A 22,506-nucleotide genomic window follows, 5' to 3' on the forward strand; every position below is an offset into this window, starting at 1 on the left:
TCCCGCTGCCTCGGAGGTCAGCGGCCGGAGGCGTAGTGGTTCGCGACCTGGGTCGGCGTCAGCACGGTGCCGTACACCGCCGCGAACCGCATCGAGCCCGTGAAGAAGAAGTTGGCGGGCTGACCGGGCCAGCCGCTCACGGTGTCGTACCCGACGCGCCAGTACCCGGTGTAGTTCTCCGGCGTCGTGTACGCCGTGTTCGACGCCACGAGCGTCCCGTCCAGGTACAGACGCATGCCCGTGCCGGCCGACATCGTCGCGACGACGTGGTGCCACGCGCCGTCGGTGACCACGTTCGGCGACGTGATGACCTGGGTGGCTCCGTTGTAGGCACCGAACGTGAGCTGGCCCGCGGTGTTGACGTAGACCTGGCGATCGTGCTGCCCGGAGGTGGCGACCTGGCTGGCGCCGAAGCCGATGAGCATGCCGCCGGCGACGGTGGTGCGGAACCAGACCTCCTCGCTGAAGGTCGTGGGGTTCGCGACGGCCCGGGGCGTGGAGACGAAGCTCGTGGACCCGTTGAGCACGTAGGCGCTGCCGGTGTCCCGCGGGCAGGCGTTCGGCGACGGCGTCGACGCGACCATCGAGCCCTGGTACGTGCCGTTCGCGCCGGCGCTGGACCAGTCGGTCGCGGTCTTCGCGCCGGAGGCCTCGCCGAGCTTGTACGCGAACGTCGCTCCGCTCAGGTCGGCGCCGACGGCACCGGTGCAGGTGAAGTACGGGGCGGTGGCGGCGGAGTCCACGTTGTTCGTGATCTTCGCGCTGAAGGCCGACCGGGTCGGGGCGAACTGGGCGAAGAGCACGACCACGGCCAGCGCCACGACGAGCAGCAGGGCGACGAGCTTGCCGTCGCGCAGCCGGGCGGCCGTCACGAGGGACGCACCGTGTGGACGCGGCCGACCACCAGGCAGAGGACCAGGGGGACGAGGCAGGCGCAGATCAGGAGCGTCCATCCCATCGGGTCGAGGTCGATGTTCGAGGTCAGCTGGTAGTGGCCGTGGCGGTTGAGCTCGTGGATCACGATGCGACCCACCTCGCCGTCGACCAGGTGCGTGCTGGTGCCGCCGTGGCCCTGGACCCGCACCGGGAAGATGCCGGAGGACACCACGGTCGCGGTGACGGTGTGCGGGGTCGCGGTGTTCGTGATCGTCGTGACGTTGACGAAGGGGCGCAGGACGAAGGCGGCGTACGACACGGTGAGCGCACCGCCTGCGATGCGGAGGGAGCTGCGGGTGATCCGGTCGCTGAACGGGCTGGTGAGCACCCAGATCAGCAGCGTCCCGATGAGCAGGATCGGCGCGGCGCGGAACAGCCAGCCCAGGTGCGGGACGAGCAGGGCCGGGGCACCGACGAGGTTCTCCTGCGTCAGCGTCCACGGGTCGGTGGCGCCGTTCACGTCACCGCGGGTGTGGATCCCGCCCGCGGCGTCGATGTCGATGATGCGGTGCGTGTAGATCGTGTCCGGGGCGGCGCTGACGCGGAACGAGACGATGTCGCCGACCTGCAGCGACGACGCCTGGACGGGCAGGTCGAGCAGGAGGGTCCCGACGGGGGCGGCTTCGCCCATCGACGGGGTCTCGACGACGAACATCCGACCGCCGTTGGTCAGGAACAGGGCGGCCACGGTCAGCAGCAGTGCGGCCACGGCGGCGACCGTCCAGGCGAGGGTGACCTCGAAGCGGCTGGCCGTGGGGCCTCCGACCAGGGGCCGGGCGAGGGTGCCGGTCAGGGAGACGGCTGCGGTCTGGCTCATGGTCGTCTCCTCTCAGGCGTGACGGACGAACTCGGGTGGAGTGGGAAGGGCGACACCTCGGCCGTTTCGGGACCGGTCGAGATGCCGCCCACGGGTGGGGACGTGCGGTGGGTCAGGCGGTGAAGGTCCACGTCATCGGGACGGACGCCGCGAGGCCCTGGTAGGTGTTGCCGGCGGAGCTGTCCAGCGTGACGGCGAAGTTGAACGGCACCGAGGCGCCGGCGGCCGGGGCTGCGGGCATCGTGAAGGCCGAGGCGGCTGCGCCCTTGAAGCTGGCGAGGGTGCCGGAGAACACGGTGGTCGAGCCCGAGGTGATGACGAGGTTCATCTTCGCGCAGAGGTCGGTGGCGGTGCCGTTCTGGGCGCCGTTCGCCGACTGGGTGCAGAGGGCGCCCGGGGTCAGCGTGAAGGTGCTGGCCGCCGAGGTCCCGGTGTTCTTGATCGTGATCGGGGTGTTGACCGTCTGACCCGGGGTCATCGTGGTGCTGCCGCCGAACTTGTTGATGGTGGAGCACGTGGCCGAGTTGGTCGACACGGAGCCGCCGTCGGTGCTGAGGCAGGTGACCGACGCGTTCGCGTTCTGCTCCTGCATGACGAGCGTGCCGCTGGCTGCGGTGTTGCTGCTGTTGGTGATGCTCGCCGCGAACCCGGACAGGGTGCCGGTGAGGGAGAGGGAGAGCAGGACGGCGGCGAAGATGCCCGCGACCAGCGCAACGGGCGCGAAGCGGAGGCGCTTGACCGGGGAGATGCGGTTCGGGTTGGACACGGGGTTACCTCGATGACTGTGATGGGTGTTCAGGGCGTTTGCTTGATCATCAAGATAGCCAATGGTTCACACAACTGGAAGCCATGCCGCCGCCCCAGAGCGGGGGGCAGCGCCGGGCGACCCCGGTCCGACGTGCCATCCTGGGCGGCAGGACACGTCACGAGAGAGCGGACCGGTGGTGGGAACAGCAGAGGACGAGGCGGGCGACCTCCTCGCGGCGTTCGACGCCGTGGTGCGCGCGGAGAAGGGCCTCGTCGCGCAGCTCAGCGCGCGCGCAGGCATCCACGACACCGGGATGCGCGCGCTCGCGCTCGTCGACGACACCGGGTACTCGACCGCCACGGAACTGGCGGGCTACCTGGGGCTGACCTCGGGTGCGGTCACCAACATGGTCGACCGGCTCACCGACGCGGGACTGGTCGAACGGCGCCCGAACCCCTCGGACCGCCGGGGGTCGCTCATCATGCTGAGCCCTGCGGGCGAGGACGTGATCGCGGGCGCGCGGAAGCGCTACGCCACCGTGCTGCGTGAGGTCAGCGCCTCGACCGGCGTCGACCTGACGAGCGTCTTCAACGACGTCGCGACCGGGCTGCTGCAGCAGGCGGCGTCAGACGTCGCCGAGACGACGAGCTGACGACCGCCGCCGAGACGACGAGCTGACGACCGCCGCCGTGACGACGGCCTGAGGACCGCCGCCGAGGTGACGGCCTAGGCCTCCTTCGAGTCCGGGGCAGCCCCGGCAGCCGGCACGGCCGCGGACGCCGCGCCACCGCTCGGCGGCCCGAGGAACAACGAGGGCGCTGCCGGGTCCGCGGCGGCACCACTGACCACCTCGACCGCGATGTCCAGCCCGTGCGCCGGGTCCTCGTCGAGCTCGAGGCCGTTCTCGGTCGCCTCGTCCTCGGGGATCGCCATGCCCTTGGACGGATCGAACGCGCTGCTCATCGACATGGCACGAGCATGCCCCACGCCGTTGAGCGGTGCCTAGGAGCTGGCTGCGATGAGTTCCAGCTGCGTCACCACCAGGTCGGTCGTCGGCGTGAACGTGAAGTCGGAGCCACCGCCTCGGATCCGGAACACCCGCGTCTGCCCCGCCCAGTCGAACACGGCGCCCGTGACCGCGGCCGACCCGGCACCCGACGCCGCTTCGGTACCGTCACCATCACCGTCACCGCCGAGCGACACGGACCACGCGTACGTCCCCGGCGCAGCGACCGTCACCGTGTACAGCGACGCCGCCGCGACGTCGACGGGGAACGACACCGGGACACCGGCGGCGAGCGCCGTCGCCGTCCGCCCCGTGTCGTCCGTCAGCGCGGAGTCACCGACGGCCAGGACGTCCTGTGGGGCGTCGCGGTACCCGTGCACCTCCGACGCCGACACCGGCCGCGTGTCGGACGCCCACCCGGTCGGGGTGTCGGACAGCTCCACCACGATCCGGGAGGCCCCGACCACCACCGCGTGCGGGATGCTGATCGAGGTCCACGGCGACCCGTCGACCGTCACCGACGCCACGTACGCACCTGCCGGGGCGCCGCTGGTCTCGATCACGGTGGCAGAGCCTCCTGGCGGACGCAGCACCGTCCGCCGGACCGACGGCGGCACGATCACCCAGGACCCACTGGCCGGCGCCAGCGGGTACAGCCCGATCGTCGCCAGGACGTACCAGGCGCTCATCTCGCCGTTGTCCTCGTCACCGGGGTACCCCTGCCCCAGGTCGGAGCCGACGAACAGGCGCTGCAGGCATTCTCGGACGATGCGGTGGGCGTCGTCGTGACGGCCGGTGAACATCGGGAAGAACGGGATGTGGTGCGCGGGCTGGTTCGACAGTCCGAGCATGCCCATCCGCACGTCGCGGGCCTCGGGCATCTCGTGGATCGGGAACCCGTAGTGGCCCGAGCGGTCGGTGGCACCGGTCTCCGGCTCGGCGAAGAACCGGTCCACCGCCGCGTCGAAGGCCGCCGGTCCGCCGTGCAGGTCGACGATGCCGGCACCGTCGTGCGGCGCGGTGAACATCGTGCCCCACGCGTTCGTCTCGGTGTAGTCGCCGCCCCACTGGTCCGGGTCGAAGTCGGTCCGCCAGCCGCCGTCCGGTGTCCGGCCGACGAAGAACCCCCGGCTGCGGTCGAAGACGTTCCGGTACTGCAGGGAGCGCCGGGCGAACCACTCGGCTTCTGCCGTGTACTGCTCACGGTCAGCGGCGTCGGTGGTGCGGTCCGCCATCGCGGCGGCCAGCGCCGAGACGCCCCAGTCGTTGATCGCGGCGTCGAGGGTCCAGGACATCCCCTCGGAGGTGTCGGTGTCGACGTGCCCGCGGAAGGCGCCCGGGAGGCTCCCCTTACGTCCGACGCGCTCGTCGCGCGGCGGGACGGTCGCGTTCTTCACCGCGCTGCGGTATGCCTGCTCGACGTCGAAGCCGTCGACCCCGCGGGACACCAGGTCGCCGAACACGGTGTCGCTCGTGGTGCCGGTCATGCAGTCCTCGGCGCCGGGGGCGCTCCAGCGCGGGGTCCAGCCGCCGTCGTGGAAGTGCTCGACGAAGCCCTGCGCCAGGTCGGCCGCGGTGTCGGGCGTCAGCAGCCCGAGCAGCGGCCAGGCCGTGCGGTAGGTGTCCCAGAACCCGTTCGTGGTCGTCATCGGGCCGTCGACGACCTCGGGCGCGGGCTCGTCGCGGATCGGCTCCGCCAGCACGTCGCCGTACGGGGAGCGGTGGTGCGGCGTCCCAGTCAGTGCGGTCTCGCCCGCCCGGTTCGGGTAGAGGAACAGCCGGTACAGGCCGGAGTAGATCGAGGTGAGCTGGTCGTCGGTGGCGCCCTCGACCTCGAGCGTTGCGAGCTCGGCGTCCCAGAGCTCCTCGGCGCGGGCGCGCATCGCGTCGAAGTCGCCGGCGGCATCGAGGTTCGCCCGGGCGTCCGCGAACGACACCGTCGAGATGCCGAGGAGCACGTCGACGCCCCCGTCGACCGACAGCCACCCACGCAGTTCGTGGTCCGCGAACGTGGTGTGGTCCTCCGTGACGCCGGGGATCCGCAGGTGCACGAAGTGCGGCGGGGTGCCGGGGCGGTCGTCGAGGTGGGCCTCGACCACCGCGACCCCGTCCTCGGTCCGGACCGAGCAGTCGAGCACACGGCCGTGGTGGTCGAGCACGATGCTGCGGGTCCCGGTGAACCGGAAGGCGAGCGCGAACTCGCCCGCGGTCATCTCCGCGGTGACGTCGTGCTCGAGCGCGACACGGTAGCGGTGCGGGCCGTCGGCCTCGTCGTCGTGATCGAACGCCAGAGCGCGCGCTGCCCGGTCGACGTCCGGCGCGGCCAGCGGGGACGGCATCACCTGGAAGACTCCGCGGTCCCCCATCCACGGCGACGGGATGTGGCTCGTCGCGAAGGCCTGGATCGCTGGTCGGTCGTCGCTCGCCCGGTCGTGCTCCTGGTAGGCGTAGGGCCACCGGTTGCTCGCGGCGTCGGTCATCGGCAGGCCGAACACGCCGCCGTGCGGGATCCCGACGAGCGGCGCGTTGTTGCCGCGGGAGAACCGCGACGACGCCTGCGTGCCACGGGTGGTCCGGACGTGGTCGAGGGGCTTCGTCGCTGCCGGACGGCGGGGCTGCTCGATCCGGACGTCGTCGAGCCACCCCCGGATCGCCGGACCTGCGCTGTCGGTGCCGAACTGGACCTGCAGCCGGTCGACCACACGACCGGCGAACGGGGTCAGGTCGACCTCGCGGCGGTTCCACTGGTCGACCCAGGTCTTGCGGACGGCGTCCTGCGCTGCGGGCGTGACCGCGTCGCCGTACTGGTCGGTCGCCGTGTCGCTCATGCGGGTGCCGTCGGTGAACACCACGTCGACGGCGAACGCCGTGGCGTCCCAGAAGTGCGCCAGGTCGTCGCGCGTGGGCTCCGTCCGGCCGTCGGGCAGCGTGCGTTCCGGGAACCAGACCCACGACAGGCGCTCCCCTGCCTCGACCGAGCGCCCCGCGAAGCCCGGCACGACGGCCGTCAGCGGGCCGTCTCCTTCGGGTCGTTCGACGAGCCACCCCTGACGGGAGGTGAAGCCGACGTGGTTCCTGGCTGCGACGGCCGTCGTCGGGCCACCGCTCCGTTGCAGTTCTCGCACGTCGACCACCCTATTTGGTCCAGTCGATGGATGAAACCCCGTCAGTCCGCGGCGATCATCGCACCCCCGCGCGGACATCGCACCCCGAGGTGACGGGGTGCGATGTCCGCGACGGGGTGCGAAGCGGTCCGCTCAGCCCTTGCCGGGCCCCTTGTCCTTGTGATGCCCGGGGGCGTTGCCGGAGTTGCCGGGCCCGGCGTTCGCGCCGGCGCCCGGGCCGTTGTTGCTCACCGGGGTCTGGACCGGCAGCGTCGGCTCGACCGAGGGCTGGGGACCCTTCGAGGGTTCCGTCGGCTGCGAGGGCTCCTGGGACGGCTGCTGCTCCTGCGACGGCTCCTCTGACGGCTGCTGCTCCTGGGAGGGCTCGTCCGAGGGCTGTTGCTCCTGTGACGGTTCGTCCGAGGGCTGTTGCGGGGCGGGCGTCGACGACGAGGACTCCGACGGCGCCGGCGTGGACCCACCACCACCGAGCGCGACCGCGGCCGCGATCACCCCGGCGAGCACCAGGACGCCCAGCACCACCAGCGTCACGATCAGCCCGGTCCGTCGCTTGCGCTCCGGTTCCTCCGCCGCCGCCCGGGGCGCGACCGGCGGGACCGGAGCGCCGCCGCCGCTCTGGCCACCGCCCCGCTGGGCACCGAGCACGGTGGTCGCCATGTCGTCCGGACGGGAGGCACCGCTCGCGGGCAGCACGCGGGTCGCGTCCTCCTGTGCTCCGGGCACGGGCATCGCCCGCGTCGGCTGGTCCGCAGCCGTCATCGCCTGGGTCGCCTGGTCGGCAGTCGCGGCGGACGCACCGGACCCGGCCACGGCCACGGCACCGGCCACCCCGGCGGCCGCAGCCGCCGGGGTCAGCGTGCCCGGGCCTCCCGGCAGGAGCTGCGTGGCGGGCGCACCGTCGTCGTACGACAGCGCGCGGAGTCGTTCGGCGGCCTCGGCGGCGGTCGGCCGCTCGGCCGGGTCCATCGCGGTCATGACGTGCAGCAGCACGCGCCAGGCCGTCGGCAGCGCCGGGTCGATCTCGGGGGCCTTCGTCAACCGGGTCATGGCGGACTCGACCGCGCTGCCGGGGAACGGCATCCGGCCGGACAGGCACTCCAGCAGTACCAGGCCGAGGGAGTACACGTCGGACTTCCCGCTGATCGCCTGGGCCGTCACCTGCTCGGGCGCCAGGTACGCGGCGGTCCCCATCACGGTGCCGGTCCCGGTGACCCGGGCGGCGTCGCGGAGCAGGGCGATGCCGAAGTCGGCGAGCTTGACGTGCGTGCCGTCGGCCTCGAGCAGGACGTTCGCGGGCTTGACGTCTCGGTGGACGATGCCCTGCGCGTGCACGGCGGCCAGGCCCTCCGCGACCTGCGACCCGAGGCGCGCCGTGGTGGGCCGGTCGAGGGCGCCCTCCTTCAGCCGGGTGGCCAGGTCGCTGCCGGGGACGAGCTCCATCACCAGGTACGAGTCGCCGTCGGCGTCGTCGAGGGCCGCGTCGTAGAGCGTCACCAGCGCCGGGCTCCGCAGGCCGGCGAGGACCTGGATCTCGGCCTCGGCGCGCGCGCGTTCACCGTGGTCGACGGCGCCCATCCGGAAGACCTTGACCGCGACCTCACGCCCCAGCTGCTCGTCGACCGCGCGGTACACCGAGGCCATGCCCCCGTGTCCGAGCGTGCCCGTGACGCGGTACCTGCCGCCGAAGACCCGTTCTGCCATGCCCGGCAACCTACCGGCCCGACCTGACGGGCTGCGCGGGCGCGGCGCCCTCGTCCCGGTGTCGCAGCGTCGTCAGGTACAGCCGGTGGGCCGTCACCACGAGGGCCAGCCAGGCCAACCCCAGGGCCCACGCGGCCAACACGTCGGTGAGCCAGTGGTGCCCGAGGAACACGCGGGAGATCCCGACCGCGACGACGAACGCGGTGCCCACGACGATCGTCGTCACCCGGGTCACGCGCCGGCTCTCACGGAGGAGCAGCAGGTACACGATCGTGCCGACGACCACCGTCGCGTTGAGCGTGTGGCCGGAGGGGAACGACGGGGAGTGCTCGTACGGCGGCACCGCGTCGGCCCGCGGCGGACGGTCCCGGCCGATCAGGTCCTTGCCCGCCACCGTCATCGCGAGCGACCCCGCGCTCGCGGCGACGAGCAGGACGAGCGGTGTCCACGACCGGCGTTGGATCGTGAAGCCCACCAGGAACAGGACCGCGACGATCGGCATCCCGATCGTGCCCGCGACGTCCGTGAACCCGGTCACGGCGGCGTCGAGGCCGGGAGCCCGGAGCGACATCGCGAAGTCCAGGGCCGGGCGGTCGAGCACGGCGACGTCGTCCCCGCCCTGGACGGCCTCGTAGACCTCGGAGGCGAGCCAGGTGCCGACCGTCGCGATCGCGATGCCGATGAGCAGGGTCAGCACCAGGACGGGCAGTGCGCCGTACCGCTCCCCGAGGCGGGCCCAGGCATCGGCGGTGGTGCGGCCGGCACGGGTGCGCCAGGTGGTCAGGTCGACGTCGCCGACCCTGCGGTGCTCGGGGCGCGCGTCGTCGGTCATCGACCCAGCCTGCCCGTCGGCACCCGTGCGTACGCCCCGTCGCGGGGCGGCGACGTGGGTCAGTCCTTCGCGCTGCCGTAGTCGTCGACGACCGACACGGACAACGGGAACGTGACCGGGAACGACCCGAACAGGATCCGCCCCGCGTCCTCCGCCGCCGCCACGACCTGCCCGGCGACCCACTCGGCGTCGGCAGCGGGAGCGTGCACCACGATCTCGTCGTGCACGAAGAACACCAGGTGGGCGCCCTCGCGCAGCGGACCCGTCGCTCTGGTCGCCATCCGGGTCCGGAGCGACGCCATCCACGAGAGGGCCCACTCCGCCGCGGTGCCCTGCACCACGAAGTTCCGGGTGAACCGCCCCCAGCTGCGCGCCCGCGACTCCACGGAACGCTGCATCGCCGGGGTCCCCTCGACCGACCACGCCAGGGCCCGCGCTTCGAACCACGCCGGGTCGGGGACCGGCGACGTCCGCCCGAGCCGCGTCGTCACCGGTTCGCCGCGCTCCCCCGCCGCCGCCGCACGCGACACCAGGTCCAGCGCGCGGGGGAACGCCCGAGCCAGCCGCGGGACCAGTCGACCACCCTCGCCCTGGGTCGCGCCGTACATCGCACCGAGCATCGCGCCCTTCGCCTGCTGCCGGGTCTCGACCGCACCCGAGGCCACCACACCGTCGTACAGGTCGCGCCCGTCCCCGGCGCGGGCCATGTCCAGGTCGCCGGACATCGCCGCGAGCACCCGCGGTTCCAGCTGTGCGGCGTCGGCCACGACGAGCTTCCACCCGGGGTCGGCGACGACGGCCGGCCGGATCGTCTTCGGCAGCTGCATCGCCCCGCCGCCGTTCGCCGCCCATCGCCCGGTGACGACGCCCCCGACGGCGTACTCCGGGTGGAAGCGCCCGTCCTGCACCCACTCGTCGAGCCATCCCCAGCCGTTGGCGGTCAGCAGCCGGTACAGGCGCTTGTACTCGAGCAGCGGTGCGATCGCCGGGTGCTCGAGCTGCTGGAGCTCCCACTTGCGGGTGCTGTCCACCACGAGCCCGGCCCGCCGCAGGGACCGCAGGACGTCGGCGGGCGAGTCGGGGTTGAGCGCGGGGTCGTCGAGCGCAGCGCGCAGGTCGTCGGCGATGTCCTCGAGTCGACGGGGTCGGACCCCGTGCGGGACCCGCGGTCCGAGGGCGTCCTCGAGCAGACGCTCGTGCACGTCGGCGCGCCAGGGCAGCCCGCCGAAGCGCATCTCCGCAGCGACGAGGGCCCCGGCGGACTCGGCGGCCACCAGGAGCCGCAGGGCACCGGGATCGGTCGATCCGGCGACGGCGTCGAGCTGTGCGCGCAGTTCGGCCACCGGGTCGCCCTCGTCGACGGCGGAGGGCACGGCGAACATCGCGTCGTCGAACAGGGCCGCCTGCGTCGGGTGCGCCGCGCGTTCCGTGGGTGCCGCCCGGTCCCAGGCCGACTCGGGAGCGGCCTGCAGCGCCGATCCCCGTGCGGCGAGCGCCCCGCGCAGGATCCGGTGCGCCAGCCGCAGGTCGACGCACCGGGCGACCCGACCGCCGGCGGCCAGGACCAGCGGGTACCACTGGGCGGTGTCGTCCCAGACCCAGCGCACCCCGGCCCGCTCGTGCTGGGCGACGAACGCGGCCAGCTGCCCTTCCGGCACGAGAACGGGTGCGCCGTCGTCCGCGCCGGCGTCGGTCAGGGGCGTCGCGAGGACGCCGCCATCGGCGCGGTTGAGGACGAGGTGCACGGAACGATCATGCCGTGCGCCACCGTCGGCGTCGGACGGGCTTCAGTCAACCGGACGACGCGGCTTCGGTCTCGCGGCTGATGTCCCGGCGCGGTCGATGCCGGAAGGTGGTCCCATGAGCACCGTCACCCCGCGCCACCACCGTCCGCCGCAGGGCACGCCCGCCGGGGGCGCCGTGGCCGTCCTGGTCGTCGGGATCCTCCTGGTCACCGCCCTGACCCTGCTGTCGATCGCGGTGCTGCTGCAGCCCTGACGGTCAGCGGCGGTCGCTGCGGTGCGGGTCGGTCCCGCCCGGACGCACCGCCGCCGTGTCCGCGACGTCGATCCGCACGGTGCCGTCCTCGCGCTCGTCGACCTCGACCCGCGGGGCCTCGTCGCCCGCGTCCGAGCCGGACATCCGCCGGAGCGTGTCGTGTCGGCGCTCGTCGAACGTCATGTCGACGCCGTCGTCCAGGTGGTCGCGGTCCGCATCGCTCATGCCCGCGACGGTACGCCCACCACCCCGGTGCGCCGTCAGGACACCGGCGCGACGCCCGTGCGCTCGGTCCAGTGGCCGCCGACCCGCCACCGGTCGAGGACCGCGAGCTGGAGTCGTCCACGTGCCACGGCGGCGCGCGCCTGGTCGAGCGGCAGCCCGAACACGAACTTCGCCACGCTGGCGTCCCCCTCGTGCTCGTCGGCGTCGGACGCCGGCAGCAGGGCGAACCGACCGGCGAAGCGCACCAGGTTGGCGTTCGGTCCGAGCACCGCGGGCAGGCCCGGGTCGAGGGTCCACGAGCGGCAGCTCCAGGTGTCGGCCGCCAGGTCCGGCGCCAGGCGACGGAGGACGTCGGGCGCCGCACGGAACGACCGGTCGCAGGCGTCGACATCGAGCGGCCCGGTCTCGGGCACGTGCACACCCCAGGCCGGGCTGCCGTCCGGCAGGTGCGCGCCGACCTCGTACTGGAGGCGCCCCACGGCCACCACACGCCCGGTCGCCACCGCGCAGAACCAGTCCAGCCCGGTGCCGCGGACCCCGTACCGGTCGCGCTTGCGCACCACGTCCGCGATGCTCGCCGCCGCCTGCTCGTCGGTCAGGCCGCGGCCGACCAACCACGCCGCGGTCTGCGGCAGGACGGCCTGCACGGCGGCGAACGCCAGGTCGTCCTGCTGCCCGGCCGGCGCGTCCGCGACGCTCGCCGTGAGCTCCGCGGTCACCGTGGCGGCGCGGTCGGGCCGGCCGACCGCGGCCGCGAGCAGCGCGACGGAGGCGGGTCGGGCCTCCCGTCCGGAGCCCGCGACCGGACCGGCCGCACCGGTCACTTCAGCCCGGACGACGCCAGGCCGTCGATCACCCGACGCTGCAGCACGACGAACATGATGAGCACCGGCGCCATGGCCATCAGGCTGGCGGCCATCAGCACCGGGTAGTCGATCGTCCGGTCGCTCGACAGCGTGGCCAGGCCCGCCGCGAGCGGCATGTCCTCGGCCCGGGTGGACACCACGAGCGGCCAGAGCAGCTCGTTCCAGGACCACAGCACCGTCGTGATCGCCAGCACGCTGATCGACGGACGGGCGAGCGGCAGCATGATCCGCCAGAACACCTGGAACGGGTTCGCCCCGTCCATGCGCGCGGCCTCTTCGAGCTCGGGCGGCAGGTTGAGGAACGCGGTCCGCATCAGGAACGTGCCGAACGCGCTGAACAGCCCGGGCGCGACGATCCCGGCGAGGGTGTCGAGCCAGCCGAGGCCCTGCACGATCTGGTACTGCGAGATGAGGTACACCTGCGAGGGCACGAGCAGGATCGACAGCACGATCGCCAGCAGCACGGCCCGACCGCGGAACCGCATCCGGGCGAAGGCGTAGCCAGCCAGGGTGCAGAGCACGATCTGCGCCAGGGTGCGGATGATCGTGACGTACACCGATGTGCCGAGCTGGTCCAGGAACGGCAGCCGTTCGAACACGGCGGCGAAGTTCTGCCACTGCAGCACGCCCGGCCAGAACACCGGCGTCGGCGAGGTCACCTGCGCGTTCGTGGACAGCGACATGATGATCTGCCACAGGAACGGGAAGGCCATCACGAACCCGCCGACCCCCAGGACGACGTGGATCCACCAGTGGCTGCCGCCACGACGGCCCGGCCGCTTGCCGGTCCTGATCACGGTGGTGGTCATGACTGCACCCACTTCCTCTGGACGCGGAACTGCACCAGCGTGACGATGCCGATGAGCACGAAGATCACCATGGCGATCGCCGCCGCGAAGCCCTTGTCGTTGTCGATGAACCCGGCGCTGTAGAAGTAGAAGACGAGCGACATCGTCTTCGGGATGACCGGGTTGGTGCTGCCGAGGATCGCGTAGAGCAGGTCGAACAGCTGGAAGCTCGAGATCGTCGTGACGATGACCACGAAGAAGATGCTCGGCGTCAGGAGCGGCACCGTGACCGAGCGGAACTGGCGCCAGCGGCTGGCCCCGTCGAGCTCGGCGGCCTCGTACAGCTCGGGCGGGATGTCCTTGAGGCCGGCGCCGAGGATGATCATCGAGAAGCCGAGCGAGGACCACAGCCCGACCAGGCTGACCGCGACGAGTGCGAACCCGGGCGTCGAGATCCAGTACGGGCCGTCGATCCCGAACCGGCCGAGGAACCAGTTCACGATGCCGTAGTCGCCGTTGAACATGATGCGCCAGACCAGGGCGATCGCGGCCGGCATCGCGACGTAGGGCAGGAAGAACAGCACCCGGTAGAACTGGGCGAACCGCAGGCCCGGGGTGTTCAGCAGACTGGCGAGCCAGACCGCGATCGGGATGCCGATCAGCACGATCACCGTGTAGATCACGGTGTTGAGCAGCGACTGGTACAGCTGCGGGTCGGCCAGCAGCCGGGTGTAGTTCGCCAGGCCCGTGAACGTCGCGCCACCGAACACGCCCCAGGTGGTGAACGAGAACCAGAACGTCTGCAGGATCGGCCAGATGTAGAACGTGCCGACGCCGACCAGCAGCGGCAGGACGAACAGCCAGGGCCAGACGCCGTCCGTCCGCCGGGGGCGCCGGCCGGACTCGGGTGCGGGGGCGCCCCGCCCGGACGCACGCGGCGTCCGGGCGGGGCCGGCGACGGGGGAGGTCGCCGTGTCGGGGTGCTCGGTGTGGATCGTCATCGGGGTGTCGTCACCGTTCCTTGCCGAGGGCGGCGTCCATCTTCGTGGCGAGCTGCTCGGCCACCTGGTCGACCGGGGTCGAACCGTCGAAGGCACTCGGCAGCAGGTTGGTCTCGAGGGTGTTCCACGCAGCGGTGTTCTTCGACACGGGCAGGGGCTTGGCGTAGTCGACCGCGTCGAGGAACACCTGCAGGTCGGCGTCGGGCATCGTCTTCGTGAAGGCGTCCTGCGTCCCGGTGAAGGCCGGGATCACCGCACCCATGTCGCCCTGCTGCTGCTGCGCGGCCTTGCTGGCGAGGTACACCTGCAGCGCCTGCGCGGCGGCCTTGTGCTTCGAGTCCGCCGACACCACGTTCGAGACACCGTGGATGACCGTGGCCTGCTCCTTGCCCTTGGGCAGCGGGTACACGACGACGTCCTTCTCCATGTCCGTGCCGACCAGGGCGGAGCGGAACCAGCTGCCGCCCTGGTACATCGCGAGCTTGCCGGAGGTGAACCACTGGTCGGCCGTGGTGTCGGTCAGCTGCTTGATCGACGGCGACGCACCCGACTTGATGAGGTCCGTCCAGAACTGCAGCCCCTGCTCGGACGCCTTCGACGCGTACTCGGACTGCGTCCCGTCGGCGTTCAGCACGGAGCCGCCCGCCTGGAAGATCGTGTCGTAGTAGGTCGTCTGGCCGTCCATGCCGCCCGCGGCGCCGTACGCGCCCTGGGCCTTGAGCTTCGCGGACAGTTCGGCGCCGGTCTTCTGGAAGTCGTCCCAGGTCCAGTCCTTCGACGGCAGGGCGACCCCGGCCTGCTCGAACAGTGCCTTGTTCACCCAGACCCCGATCGTGTCGAAGTCCTTCGGCACGCCGTACTGGGTCTTGTCGTACGTGTACAGCTTGTTCAACGCCGACGAGTAGTTCGCGGGGTCGATCGCGCCGGCCTTGACCTCGCCGGTGATCGGCGCGAGCTTGCCGTTGCCCGCGTACAGCTGGAAGTTCGGCCCGTTCATCCAGAACAGGTCGGGCAGGGTGTTGCTCGACCCCTGCGTCTGCAGCTTCGTCCAGTAGTTGGCGAACGGCGTCACGTCGACGTTCACCGTGATGTCCGGGTACTCCTCGTTGAAGCCCTTGATGTTGGCCTTGATCGCCTTGACCTGGTTCTCGTCCCAGACGGCGTAGTCGATGGTCGCCTTGGTGTCCTTCGGCGCCTTCTCGTACGCGGCGGAACCGCTGCTCGACGCGCCGGAGGACGACGAGCACCCGGCCAGCACGACGGCGGCACCGAGGGCAGCGACGAGGCCCAGGGCGAGCCGGCGGCCTCGGCGGCCGGAACTCGATCCTCGGGCGGGGGTGTGTGCGGTCATCGGGAGGTCCTTTCGCACGGCCGTCAGCGGGTGACGGTCTGAGGGGTGTGGGTGAAGTGGGCGATCGTCTGCTCGGGCAGGGCCGGGACGTCGAGGGGGACGGACCCGTTCCGCAGGGAACGGGTCGCGAGGGCTCCTGCGGCGACCGCGGCACGCGCCGCGAGCGGGGACAGGGAGGTCGGTTCGCCGAGCGCGACGTGACGCAGGAACTCGGTCATGGTGAGCAGGTCGGCGTCCGCGTGCCCGGACTCGACGCCGTCGATGGGGTACTCGCGGTCGCCCTGCACGTCCCAGCCACGGCGATGGGTCCAGACCTTGACCACGCCGCCACCGGTGTCGCCGATGTTCTCCAGGCGCCCGTGCGTGCCGATGACGGTGTAGTTCCGCCAGTAGTCCGGCGTGAAGTGGCACTGCTCGTAGCTGGCCTGGACGCCGTTCTCGAGCGTCATCATCACCATCGACACGTCCTCGACGTCGACGACGGGGTTCAGCCCGGTCTGCTCGGCGGGCGGCCAGTTGTCCATCGAGAACCAGTCCGTCATCAGCTCGCCGCTGCGGTCGCGGCGGTCGGTCACGTCGCCGTAGACGGACAGCGACCCCATGCCGACGACCCGGCTGGTGCTCGCGCCGGCCAGGGCGTGGATGACGTCGAGGTCGTGGCTGGCCTTCTGCAGCAGCAGGGAGTTCACCCGGGTGCGGTCCGCGTGCCAGTCCTTGAAGTAGTAGTCACCGCCGTTGCCCACGAAGTGGCGGCACCACACGGCCTTGACCTCGCCGATCTCGCCGCGGTCGATCACCTGGCGCATCAGCCGGACCACCGCGGCGTGTCGGAAGTTGTGGCCGACGTAGAGCGGCGTCCCGGTCTCGGCGGCCGTGTTGAGCACGTCGTCGGCGTCCTCGAGCGTGATCGCGAGGGGCTTCTCGAGGTACACGGCGATGCCCGCGCGGAGCAGGTCGGTGGCGATCTCGGCGTGGGTCCAGTCCGGGGTGGTGACGATCGCGGCGTCGACCTGCCCCGCCAGTGCGCGGTGGTCCGCGACGACCTGCGCGTCCGGGTACTCGGCACGGCCGCGTTCCCGCCCTGCCTCGGTGACGTCCACGACGGCCGTCACCTGTGCCTGCAGGTCGGGGGCGGAGGCGACTGCCTCGGCGACGTGCCGCGCGATCGCGGACCGCTGGCCCATGCCGATCACCGCGACGCGGAGTGGTTCGTTCGTCTCGACGCTCATCTCGCTCCCTTGCGTGATTGTGACGCCCATGATGCCGAATCGATCATGAATGCACAATAGGCGCTCACGGAACGCTCACGGAAGCGAGATGCAAGGGTTTTACACGCCGGTAACGTCCGGCTCGTCGTCGGCTCGGCCTGGAGGCCCGGCGCGGCCCCGCCACCGCGGGCTGCGGTGGACGTGTGGCCGACTCGCCAGCGGGCGGGTGGCGACGGTGTTGCTCAGCTGGCGACGACGAGTTCCACGCCGGCCGCTGCCAGGTCGGCGGCGAAGGCCGGCGGGACGGGCTGGTCCGTCACCAGGACGTCGAGGCGGTCGAGGGGACAGATCCGTGCGAAGGTCGCGCGTTCGATCTTGGTCGAGTCGGCGACCACGACGACCCGGCGCCCGACCGATGCGAAGTGCCGGCTGACCTCGGCTTCGCCCTCGTGCATCGTCGTCGCGCCGTACTGCCCGGTCAGACCGTCGACGCCCAGCACGACGACGTCGAGCGCGAACTCGTCGAGCGTGTCCCGGACCAGGGGGCCGACGAGCTCGTACGACTGGCGCCGTGCGACGCCTCCGGTGACGACGATCTTGACGTTGGCGCGGACCGAGAGCTCGTAGCCGATGTTGAGCGCGTTCGTGACGATCGTGATGCCGTACTCGCCGTCGGCCCGGTTGAAGCGCTCGCTCTTGCCGAGGGCCCGTGCCACCTCGGTCGTGGTCGTCCCGCCGTTGAGCCCGACGGTGTCGCCCGGCTCGATGAGCCCGACGGCCGCACGGGCGATCGCGGTCTTGGCCTCGGCCTGTCGGGCGATCTTGTACTGCAGCGGCAGCTCGTACCCGGCGCCGAGTGCCGCGGCACCGCCGTGCGTGCGCGTGACCATCCGTTGGTCTGCGAGCGTGGCGAGGTCGCGCCGGGCCGTCGCCGCGGAGATCCCGAGCATCTCGCCGATCTCGGCGATCGACACGTTGCCCCGTTCGCTCACGAGTTCGAGCAGGGCGTTGAGCCGCTGTTGCGGAGTCATGACCGCCATCCTACGGGCGCCGTCCTCACGCTTGATGATCGGAAATGACGTTTTGCTCTCGCACTGCGCACGATCGCTCGCTATGCTGCCGATCATCGATCACCTGGATCGACCCCGGATCGGAAGGCCCTCATGACCGACACCTTCGTGAGCGAGGAGCTCGCGTCGCAGCCGGAGACCTGGCGCGCTGCCGCCGGCCTGCTGCCCACGTTCGCCCACTCGCTCCCCCAGCCCGGCGAGCGCGTCGCCGTCGTCGGCTGCGGCACGAGCTGGTTCATCGCGATGAGCTACGCCGTCGCCCGCGAGCAGGCGGGCCTCGGCGTGACCGACGCCTTCGCCGGCTCCGAGTACCCCGCGGCACGCGACTACGACCGCGTCGTCACGATCAGCAGGTCCGGCACCACGACCGAGATCGTGTCCCTGCTGCAGGCGCTCCCCGAGCAGCGCACCGTGCTCATCACCGCGGTCGCGGACAGCCCCGCAGCGGCCGTCGCGGACGAGACCGTCGCACTGCCCTTCGCCGACGAGCGCTCCGTCGTCCAGACGCGGTTCGCCACGACGGCCCTGGCGCTGCTCCGTGCCTCGCTCGGGGACGACGTCGAAGCCCTGGCTGCGCAGGCCGAGACCGCACTGACGCTGCCCGTCGACGACCTGCTCGACGCCGAGCAGGTGACCTTCGTCGGCCGTGGCGCCGCGGTCGGTCTGACGTTCGAGGCCGCGCTCAAGACCCGTGAAGCCGCGCAGTTCTGGGCCGAGTCCTACCCGGCCATGGACTACCGGCACGGTCCGATCGCGATCGCACAGCCCGGGCGGCTCGTGTGGTCGCTCGGTGACGCTCCGGAGGGCCTCGCGGCCGAGGTCGATGCCACCGGCGCCCGCTTCGTGCACCACGACCTCGACCCGATCGCCGGGCTGGTCGTCGTGCACCGCTTCGCCGTCGCCCTGGCCGAACGCCGCGGCCTCGACCCGGACCACCCGCGGTCGCTGACCCGCTCGGTCATCCTCACCTGATGACGACGGGCGGGGTCGTGCTCGGGGTCGACGTCGGCGGCACGGGCATCAAGGCCCGCGTCACCGACGCCAGTGGACGGTCGCTCGGCGACCACCGTGTGCCGACCCCGAAGGACGACCCCCACGCCCACCGACTGGCCGAGGTCGTCGCCGACCTCGTGGTCGGTGCCCTCCGCACGCCGGCCCCCGGACCGGACCACACGCTCGACGCCGTCGGTCTGGTCGTCCCCGGTGTGGTGCACGAAGCGTCGGGGACCGCTGTCCTGTCCGTGAACCTCGGCTGGCGGGGCGTCCCCGTCCGTGACCGCGTCCAGCAGGCCCTCGAGCACCGCGGCATCACCGTGCCGGTCGCGTTCGGGCACGACGTCCGCGCCGGCGCCCTGGCCGAGGTCAGCGGTCCGGGCGCAGCGGCGCTCCGGGTCGGCTCGGTGGGGTTCGTCCCCGTCGGCACCGGCCTGGCCAGCGCCCTGGTGGTCGACGGCGCCGTGGTCGACGGCGGCGGGTGGGCCGGCGAGGTCGGGCAGGTCCGCATCACCGTGGGCCCGCACGCCGGCGCCCGCACCGAGGAGATCGCCTCCGCCGGCGCGGTCGCCCGTCGTCTCGGGGTCCCGAGCGCGCGGCAGGCGGTCGAGCGTGTCCGTGCCGGCGACCCCGCGGCCGTGGCGGTCTGGCACGAGTGCATCGACGTCCTCGCCGACGCGATCGCCTGGATGACCGCCGTCGCCGGGTGCCACACGGTGGTCGTCGGCGGTGGGCTGGCCGAGTCCGGCGCGCTGCTGTTCGGACCGCTCGGATCGGCGGTAGCCGACCGACTGCCCGGGCTCCGTGCCCCCGCGCTCGTCCCCGCACGACACCGTGATGCCGCCGGGTCCCTCGGCGCCGCGATCCTGGCGCAGGACCTGCTGGCCTCGCTGACGTCGACGGGGCAGCGCGCATGACGGGCATCACCGACCCCGGTCGCACCGTCCTCGTCACCGCCGAACGACTCGTCACGCCGAGCCAGGACCTGGCGCACGGGTGGCTGCTCGTCCGTGACGGCCTGGTCGCCGCACTCGGAACCGGTACCCCGCCGCCCCACGACGAGCGTGAGGACCACCGCGGCACCGTCGTCCCGGGCTTCGTCGACCTGCACGCCCACGGTGCGCTCGGCCACGACTTCACCACGTGCACGGTCGACCAGGCACGCGCCGTCGTCGCCCACCACCGGTCGCGCGGCACGTCGGCGCTCGTCGCCTCCATCGCCTCCGCCCCGACCGACACCACGACCGATGCACTCCGACGGCTCGGTCCCCTGGTGGCGGACGGCACGCTCGCCGGGCTGCACCTCGAGGGCCCGTGGCTCGCCGCAGGCCGGCGCGGCGCCCACGCTCCGGGCCTCCTGCACGCGCCGACCGCCACCGAGGCACAGGCGTTCCTCGACGCGGCGGACGGCGCCCTGCGGATCGTGACCCTGGCGCCCGAGCTGCCCGGCGCGCTCGACGTGGTGCGGCTCCTCGTCGACGCCGGGGTGGTCGTCGCGATCGGCCACACCGACGCCGACGCCGCCACCACCCGAGCCGCCGTGGACGCCGGCGCACGGCTCGTCACCCACGTGTACAACGGCATGCCGCAGCTGCACCACCGCGCACCGGGTCCGGTCGGCATCGCCCTGACCGATGACCGCCTGACGGTCGAGGTCATCGCCGACGGCCACCACCTGGACGACGTCACGATCGAGCTCGTCCGACGCAGTGCGACCGGTCGCGTCGCTCTCGTCTCCGACGCGATGGCCGCCACCGGGTGCCCCGACGGCGAGCACCGCGTGGCCGGGTCGGCGGTCGTCGTGCGGGACGGGGTCGCGACGACGGCGGACGGATCGTCCCTCGCAGGCAGCACCAGCACCGTTGCTGACGGGTTCCGGCGCCTGCTCGACCTCCGTGTCCCGCTGCACGACGCCGTGGCCGACACCTCCGGCCACGCTGCCCGCCTGCTCGGCCTGCCCGTGCCGCTGGCGGTCGGCTCCCCTGCCGACCTGCTCGTGCTCGACCCCCAGCACCGGGTGGTGCACGCATGATCGTCGTCGTCACGCCCAACCCGGCCGTCGACGTCACCTACCGCGTGGACGTCCAGCGGATCGGGACGACCCAGCGCGTGCAGCGCGTCGAGCGTCGGCCGGGCGGCAAGGGCCTCAACGTCGCCCGGGTCCTGGCGGCCGAGGGCATCGCGACGCACTCGGTGCTCCCGCTCGGCGGCGCCGCGGGGACGTGGGTCGCCGACCAGGTCCGGGCACTCGGGCTCGACCTGACGGTCGTCCCGGTGGACGGCGAGACACGCACGACCGTCACCGTCGTGGACGACCTGGCGCACCCGACGATGTTCGGCGAACCCGGGCCCCGCACGACCTCGGAGTCCTGGGACCGGGTGCGCGACGCGGTCCGCCGGCGTCTCCCCACAGCCGGGGCGCTCGTGGTGTCCGGCTCGCTCCCGGTCGGTGCCGCCGCCGAGGTCGTCGTCCCGATGGTGCGCGACGCCGTCGCGGCGGGCGTCCTCGTCGTGGCGGACCTGTCCGGACCGGCCCTGCTCGCAGCCGCCGGGGCCGGAGCCTCCGTGTGCAAGCCGAACCGGGACGAACTCGCCGAGGCCACCGGACTCGCCGACGAACGCGCCGGGGCTCTCGCGCTCCTCGACGGCGGCGCCGGACTGGTCGTCGTCTCCCGTGGACACGAGGGGATCGCGGCCCACACGACGGACCGGACCGTCACCGTCCCGGCGGTCCCCGGGATCACCGGGAACCCGACCGGCGCCGGAGACGCGGCGACCGCCGGACTCGTCCTGGCGCTGGGTGCCGGGGCGGACCTCCAGACCGCCCTGCGCTCGGCCGCCGCGTACGGTGCCGCCGCCGTCCTGCGCCCCGTCGCCGGCGAGGTCGACCGCGCGGCGGCCCACCGCTTCCTCGACCACCACGAACCGACTCGGAGCCCCGCATGACCACCGCACTCGCCCTGCCCGGACTGCTCGACGCCGCCCGGACGACCCACCACGGCGTCGGCGCCTTCAACGTCGTGCTCCTCGAACACGCCGAGGCGATCGTGACCGGGGCCGAACGCGCCGGTCACCCCGTCGTCCTGCAGATCAGTGAGAACTGCGTGCGGTACCACGGCGGTCTCGCACCGATCACGACGGCGACCCAGGCGATCGCGCGGGCGGCCGACGTCGAGGTCCTCGTGCACCTGGACCACGTCGAGGACCCCGACCTCGTCACCCAGGGCATCGCGCTCGGGGTCGACTCGATCATGTACGACGGCTCACGCCTGGACCACGACCACAACGTCGCGGCGACGCGGGACCTCGCCGCCCTGTGCCACCGCGCCGGCATCGCCATCGAGGCCGAACTCGGCGAGGTCGGCGGCAAGGACGGCGTGCACGCGCCGGGGGTCCGGACCGACCCGGACGAGGCAGCGGCGTTCGTGGCCGCGACCGGTGTCGACGCCCTGGCGGTCGCCGTGGGCACCTCGCACGCCATGCAGACGCGGGAGGCCTCGGTGGACCGCGAGCTCGTCACCCGGCTGCGTGCGGCGGTCCCGGTGCCGCTCGTCCTGCACGGCTCGTCCGGGCTGTCGGACGCCGAGCTGCAGGGTGCGGTCGCTGCGGGCATGACGAAGATCAACATCTCCACGCACCTGAACGGGCTGTTCACCCGGGCGCTCCGCACCGTGCTCGACGACCGACCCGACGTCGTCGACCCGCGTCGGTACGTCGCGGCCGGACGGGACGCGATCGCCACGGAGACCGCGCGTCTGCTCGAGCTGCTGGCAGCCTGAGCAGCAGCGCGCCAGGACGGCAGCGCGGCAGCGCGGCAGCCGGTTGCCCAGCGCCGTCGGCG

22 protein-coding genes are annotated in these 22,506 nt (G+C 72.6%); 7 read left to right on the forward strand and 15 right to left on the reverse strand.

All coding sequences use genetic code 11. The features are described from left to right. Positions 1-17 precede the first annotated feature (17 nt). The 3 genes from BIU90_RS07540 to BIU90_RS07550 all read right to left on the reverse strand — a co-directional run bounded on the left by BIU90_RS07540 (position 18) and on the right by BIU90_RS07550 (position 2,519). A complete protein-coding gene (locus BIU90_RS07540) occupies positions 18-872 on the reverse strand; it encodes a LamG domain-containing protein (RefSeq protein WP_071299601.1) in 855 nt (284 codons plus the stop codon). Then, the gene (locus BIU90_RS07545) at positions 869-1,753 is read right to left on the reverse strand and encodes a S26 family signal peptidase (RefSeq protein ID WP_071299602.1); all 885 of its coding nucleotides are present in this window, start codon (positions 1,751-1,753) and stop codon (positions 869-871) included. Before BIU90_RS07545 ends, BIU90_RS07540 begins: the two co-directional genes overlap by 4 nt. 112 nt (positions 1,754-1,865) lie before the next feature. Further along, positions 1,866-2,519 carry a hypothetical protein gene (locus tag BIU90_RS07550; RefSeq protein WP_071299603.1) on the reverse strand — a complete coding sequence of 218 codons (654 nt, stop codon included), beginning with the start codon at positions 2,517-2,519 and terminating at the stop codon, positions 1,866-1,868. 178 nt (positions 2,520-2,697) lie between these two features. Here BIU90_RS07550 and BIU90_RS19170 point away from each other — a divergent pair, with 178 nt between their 5' ends. After that, the gene (locus BIU90_RS19170; protein WP_071299604.1) at positions 2,698-3,153 is read left to right on the forward strand and encodes a MarR family winged helix-turn-helix transcriptional regulator; all 456 of its coding nucleotides are present in this window, start codon (positions 2,698-2,700) and stop codon (positions 3,151-3,153) included. A 74-nt stretch (positions 3,154-3,227) separates the two neighbouring features. On the opposite strand, the gene BIU90_RS07560 is transcribed toward BIU90_RS19170, so the two are convergent. The 5 genes from BIU90_RS07560 to BIU90_RS07580 all read right to left on the reverse strand — a co-directional run bounded on the left by BIU90_RS07560 (position 3,228) and on the right by BIU90_RS07580 (position 10,910). Beyond that, positions 3,228-3,470 carry a hypothetical protein gene (locus tag BIU90_RS07560; protein WP_071299605.1) on the reverse strand — a complete coding sequence of 81 codons (243 nt, stop codon included), beginning with the start codon at positions 3,468-3,470 and terminating at the stop codon, positions 3,228-3,230. A 33-nt stretch (positions 3,471-3,503) separates the two neighbouring features. Next, positions 3,504-6,632, reverse strand: coding sequence for a GH92 family glycosyl hydrolase (locus BIU90_RS07565; RefSeq protein ID WP_254786972.1), 3,129 nt, complete (start codon positions 6,630-6,632; stop codon positions 3,504-3,506). Between the two features lie 132 nt (positions 6,633-6,764). Next, positions 6,765-8,333 carry a serine/threonine-protein kinase gene (locus BIU90_RS07570; RefSeq protein WP_071299606.1) on the reverse strand — a complete coding sequence of 523 codons (1,569 nt, stop codon included), beginning with the start codon at positions 8,331-8,333 and terminating at the stop codon, positions 6,765-6,767. 10 nt (positions 8,334-8,343) lie between these two features. Next, positions 8,344-9,165 (reverse strand): phosphatase PAP2 family protein, encoded by an 822-nt coding sequence (locus tag BIU90_RS07575; RefSeq protein ID WP_071299607.1) that lies wholly within the window; start codon positions 9,163-9,165, stop codon positions 8,344-8,346. A 59-nt stretch (positions 9,166-9,224) separates the two neighbouring features. Beyond that, positions 9,225-10,910, reverse strand: coding sequence for a bifunctional 3'-5' exonuclease/DNA polymerase (locus BIU90_RS07580; RefSeq protein ID WP_071299608.1), 1,686 nt, complete (start codon positions 10,908-10,910; stop codon positions 9,225-9,227). 115 nt (positions 10,911-11,025) lie between these two features. On the opposite strand from BIU90_RS07580, the gene BIU90_RS18650 reads away from it, so the two are divergent. Then, positions 11,026-11,163 (forward strand): hypothetical protein, encoded by a 138-nt coding sequence (locus BIU90_RS18650; RefSeq protein ID WP_175470157.1) that lies wholly within the window; start codon positions 11,026-11,028, stop codon positions 11,161-11,163. Positions 11,164-11,166: 3 nt separating this feature from the next. Here the strand turns inward: BIU90_RS18650 and BIU90_RS07585 are convergent, their stop codons facing one another. From BIU90_RS07585 to BIU90_RS07615, 7 genes are all read right to left on the reverse strand, one after another. Then, positions 11,167-11,388: a hypothetical protein gene (locus BIU90_RS07585; RefSeq protein ID WP_071299609.1), complete on the reverse strand. Its 222-nt coding sequence runs from the start codon at positions 11,386-11,388 to the stop codon at positions 11,167-11,169. Between the two features lie 35 nt (positions 11,389-11,423). Then, positions 11,424-12,212 (reverse strand): hypothetical protein, encoded by a 789-nt coding sequence (locus tag BIU90_RS07590; protein ID WP_071299610.1) that lies wholly within the window; start codon positions 12,210-12,212, stop codon positions 11,424-11,426. Next, on the reverse strand, positions 12,209-13,063 hold the full coding sequence (locus BIU90_RS07595) for a carbohydrate ABC transporter permease (RefSeq protein ID WP_071299611.1): 855 nt from the start codon (positions 13,061-13,063) through the stop codon (positions 12,209-12,211). Before BIU90_RS07595 ends, BIU90_RS07590 begins: the two co-directional genes overlap by 4 nt. Continuing rightward, complete coding sequence (locus BIU90_RS07600; protein WP_071299612.1) at positions 13,060-14,043, reverse strand: carbohydrate ABC transporter permease; 984 nt, start codon at positions 14,041-14,043, stop codon at positions 13,060-13,062. Before BIU90_RS07600 ends, BIU90_RS07595 begins: the two co-directional genes overlap by 4 nt. Positions 14,044-14,053: 10 nt before the next feature. Continuing rightward, positions 14,054-15,394, reverse strand: a complete 1,341-nt coding sequence (locus BIU90_RS07605; RefSeq protein WP_083403782.1) for a sugar ABC transporter substrate-binding protein — start codon at positions 15,392-15,394, stop codon at positions 14,054-14,056. A 23-nt stretch (positions 15,395-15,417) separates the two neighbouring features. After that, on the reverse strand, positions 15,418-16,623 hold the full coding sequence (locus BIU90_RS07610; protein ID WP_071299613.1) for a Gfo/Idh/MocA family protein: 1,206 nt from the start codon (positions 16,621-16,623) through the stop codon (positions 15,418-15,420). Between the two features lie 221 nt (positions 16,624-16,844). Beyond that, on the reverse strand, positions 16,845-17,633 hold the full coding sequence (locus BIU90_RS07615; RefSeq protein WP_071299786.1) for a DeoR/GlpR family DNA-binding transcription regulator: 789 nt from the start codon (positions 17,631-17,633) through the stop codon (positions 16,845-16,847). Between the two features lie 132 nt (positions 17,634-17,765). Here BIU90_RS07615 and BIU90_RS07620 point away from each other — a divergent pair, with 132 nt between their 5' ends. The 5 genes from BIU90_RS07620 to BIU90_RS07640 are packed head-to-tail and all read left to right on the forward strand — an operon-like array spanning position 17,766 to position 22,444. Continuing rightward, the gene (locus BIU90_RS07620; RefSeq protein WP_071299614.1) at positions 17,766-18,644 is read left to right on the forward strand and encodes an SIS domain-containing protein; all 879 of its coding nucleotides are present in this window, start codon (positions 17,766-17,768) and stop codon (positions 18,642-18,644) included. After that, positions 18,644-19,582: an ROK family protein gene (locus BIU90_RS07625; RefSeq protein WP_071299615.1), complete on the forward strand. Its 939-nt coding sequence runs from the start codon at positions 18,644-18,646 to the stop codon at positions 19,580-19,582. The genes BIU90_RS07620 and BIU90_RS07625 overlap by 1 nt, the downstream gene beginning before the upstream one ends. Beyond that, positions 19,579-20,697: an N-acetylglucosamine-6-phosphate deacetylase gene (nagA, locus tag BIU90_RS07630; protein ID WP_071299616.1), complete on the forward strand. Its 1,119-nt coding sequence runs from the start codon at positions 19,579-19,581 to the stop codon at positions 20,695-20,697. The genes BIU90_RS07625 and nagA overlap by 4 nt, the downstream gene beginning before the upstream one ends. After that, entirely contained in the window at positions 20,694-21,611 is a 918-nt protein-coding gene (locus tag BIU90_RS07635) for a 1-phosphofructokinase family hexose kinase (protein ID WP_071299617.1), read from the forward strand. Before nagA ends, BIU90_RS07635 begins: the two co-directional genes overlap by 4 nt. After that, on the forward strand, positions 21,608-22,444 hold the full coding sequence (locus BIU90_RS07640; protein WP_071299618.1) for a class II fructose-bisphosphate aldolase: 837 nt from the start codon (positions 21,608-21,610) through the stop codon (positions 22,442-22,444). Before BIU90_RS07635 ends, BIU90_RS07640 begins: the two co-directional genes overlap by 4 nt. The last annotated feature ends 62 nt before the right edge of the window (positions 22,445-22,506 follow it).

Source organism: Curtobacterium sp. MCBA15_001 (genome assembly GCF_001864835.1).
Taxonomy (GTDB): domain Bacteria; phylum Actinomycetota; class Actinomycetes; order Actinomycetales; family Microbacteriaceae; genus Curtobacterium.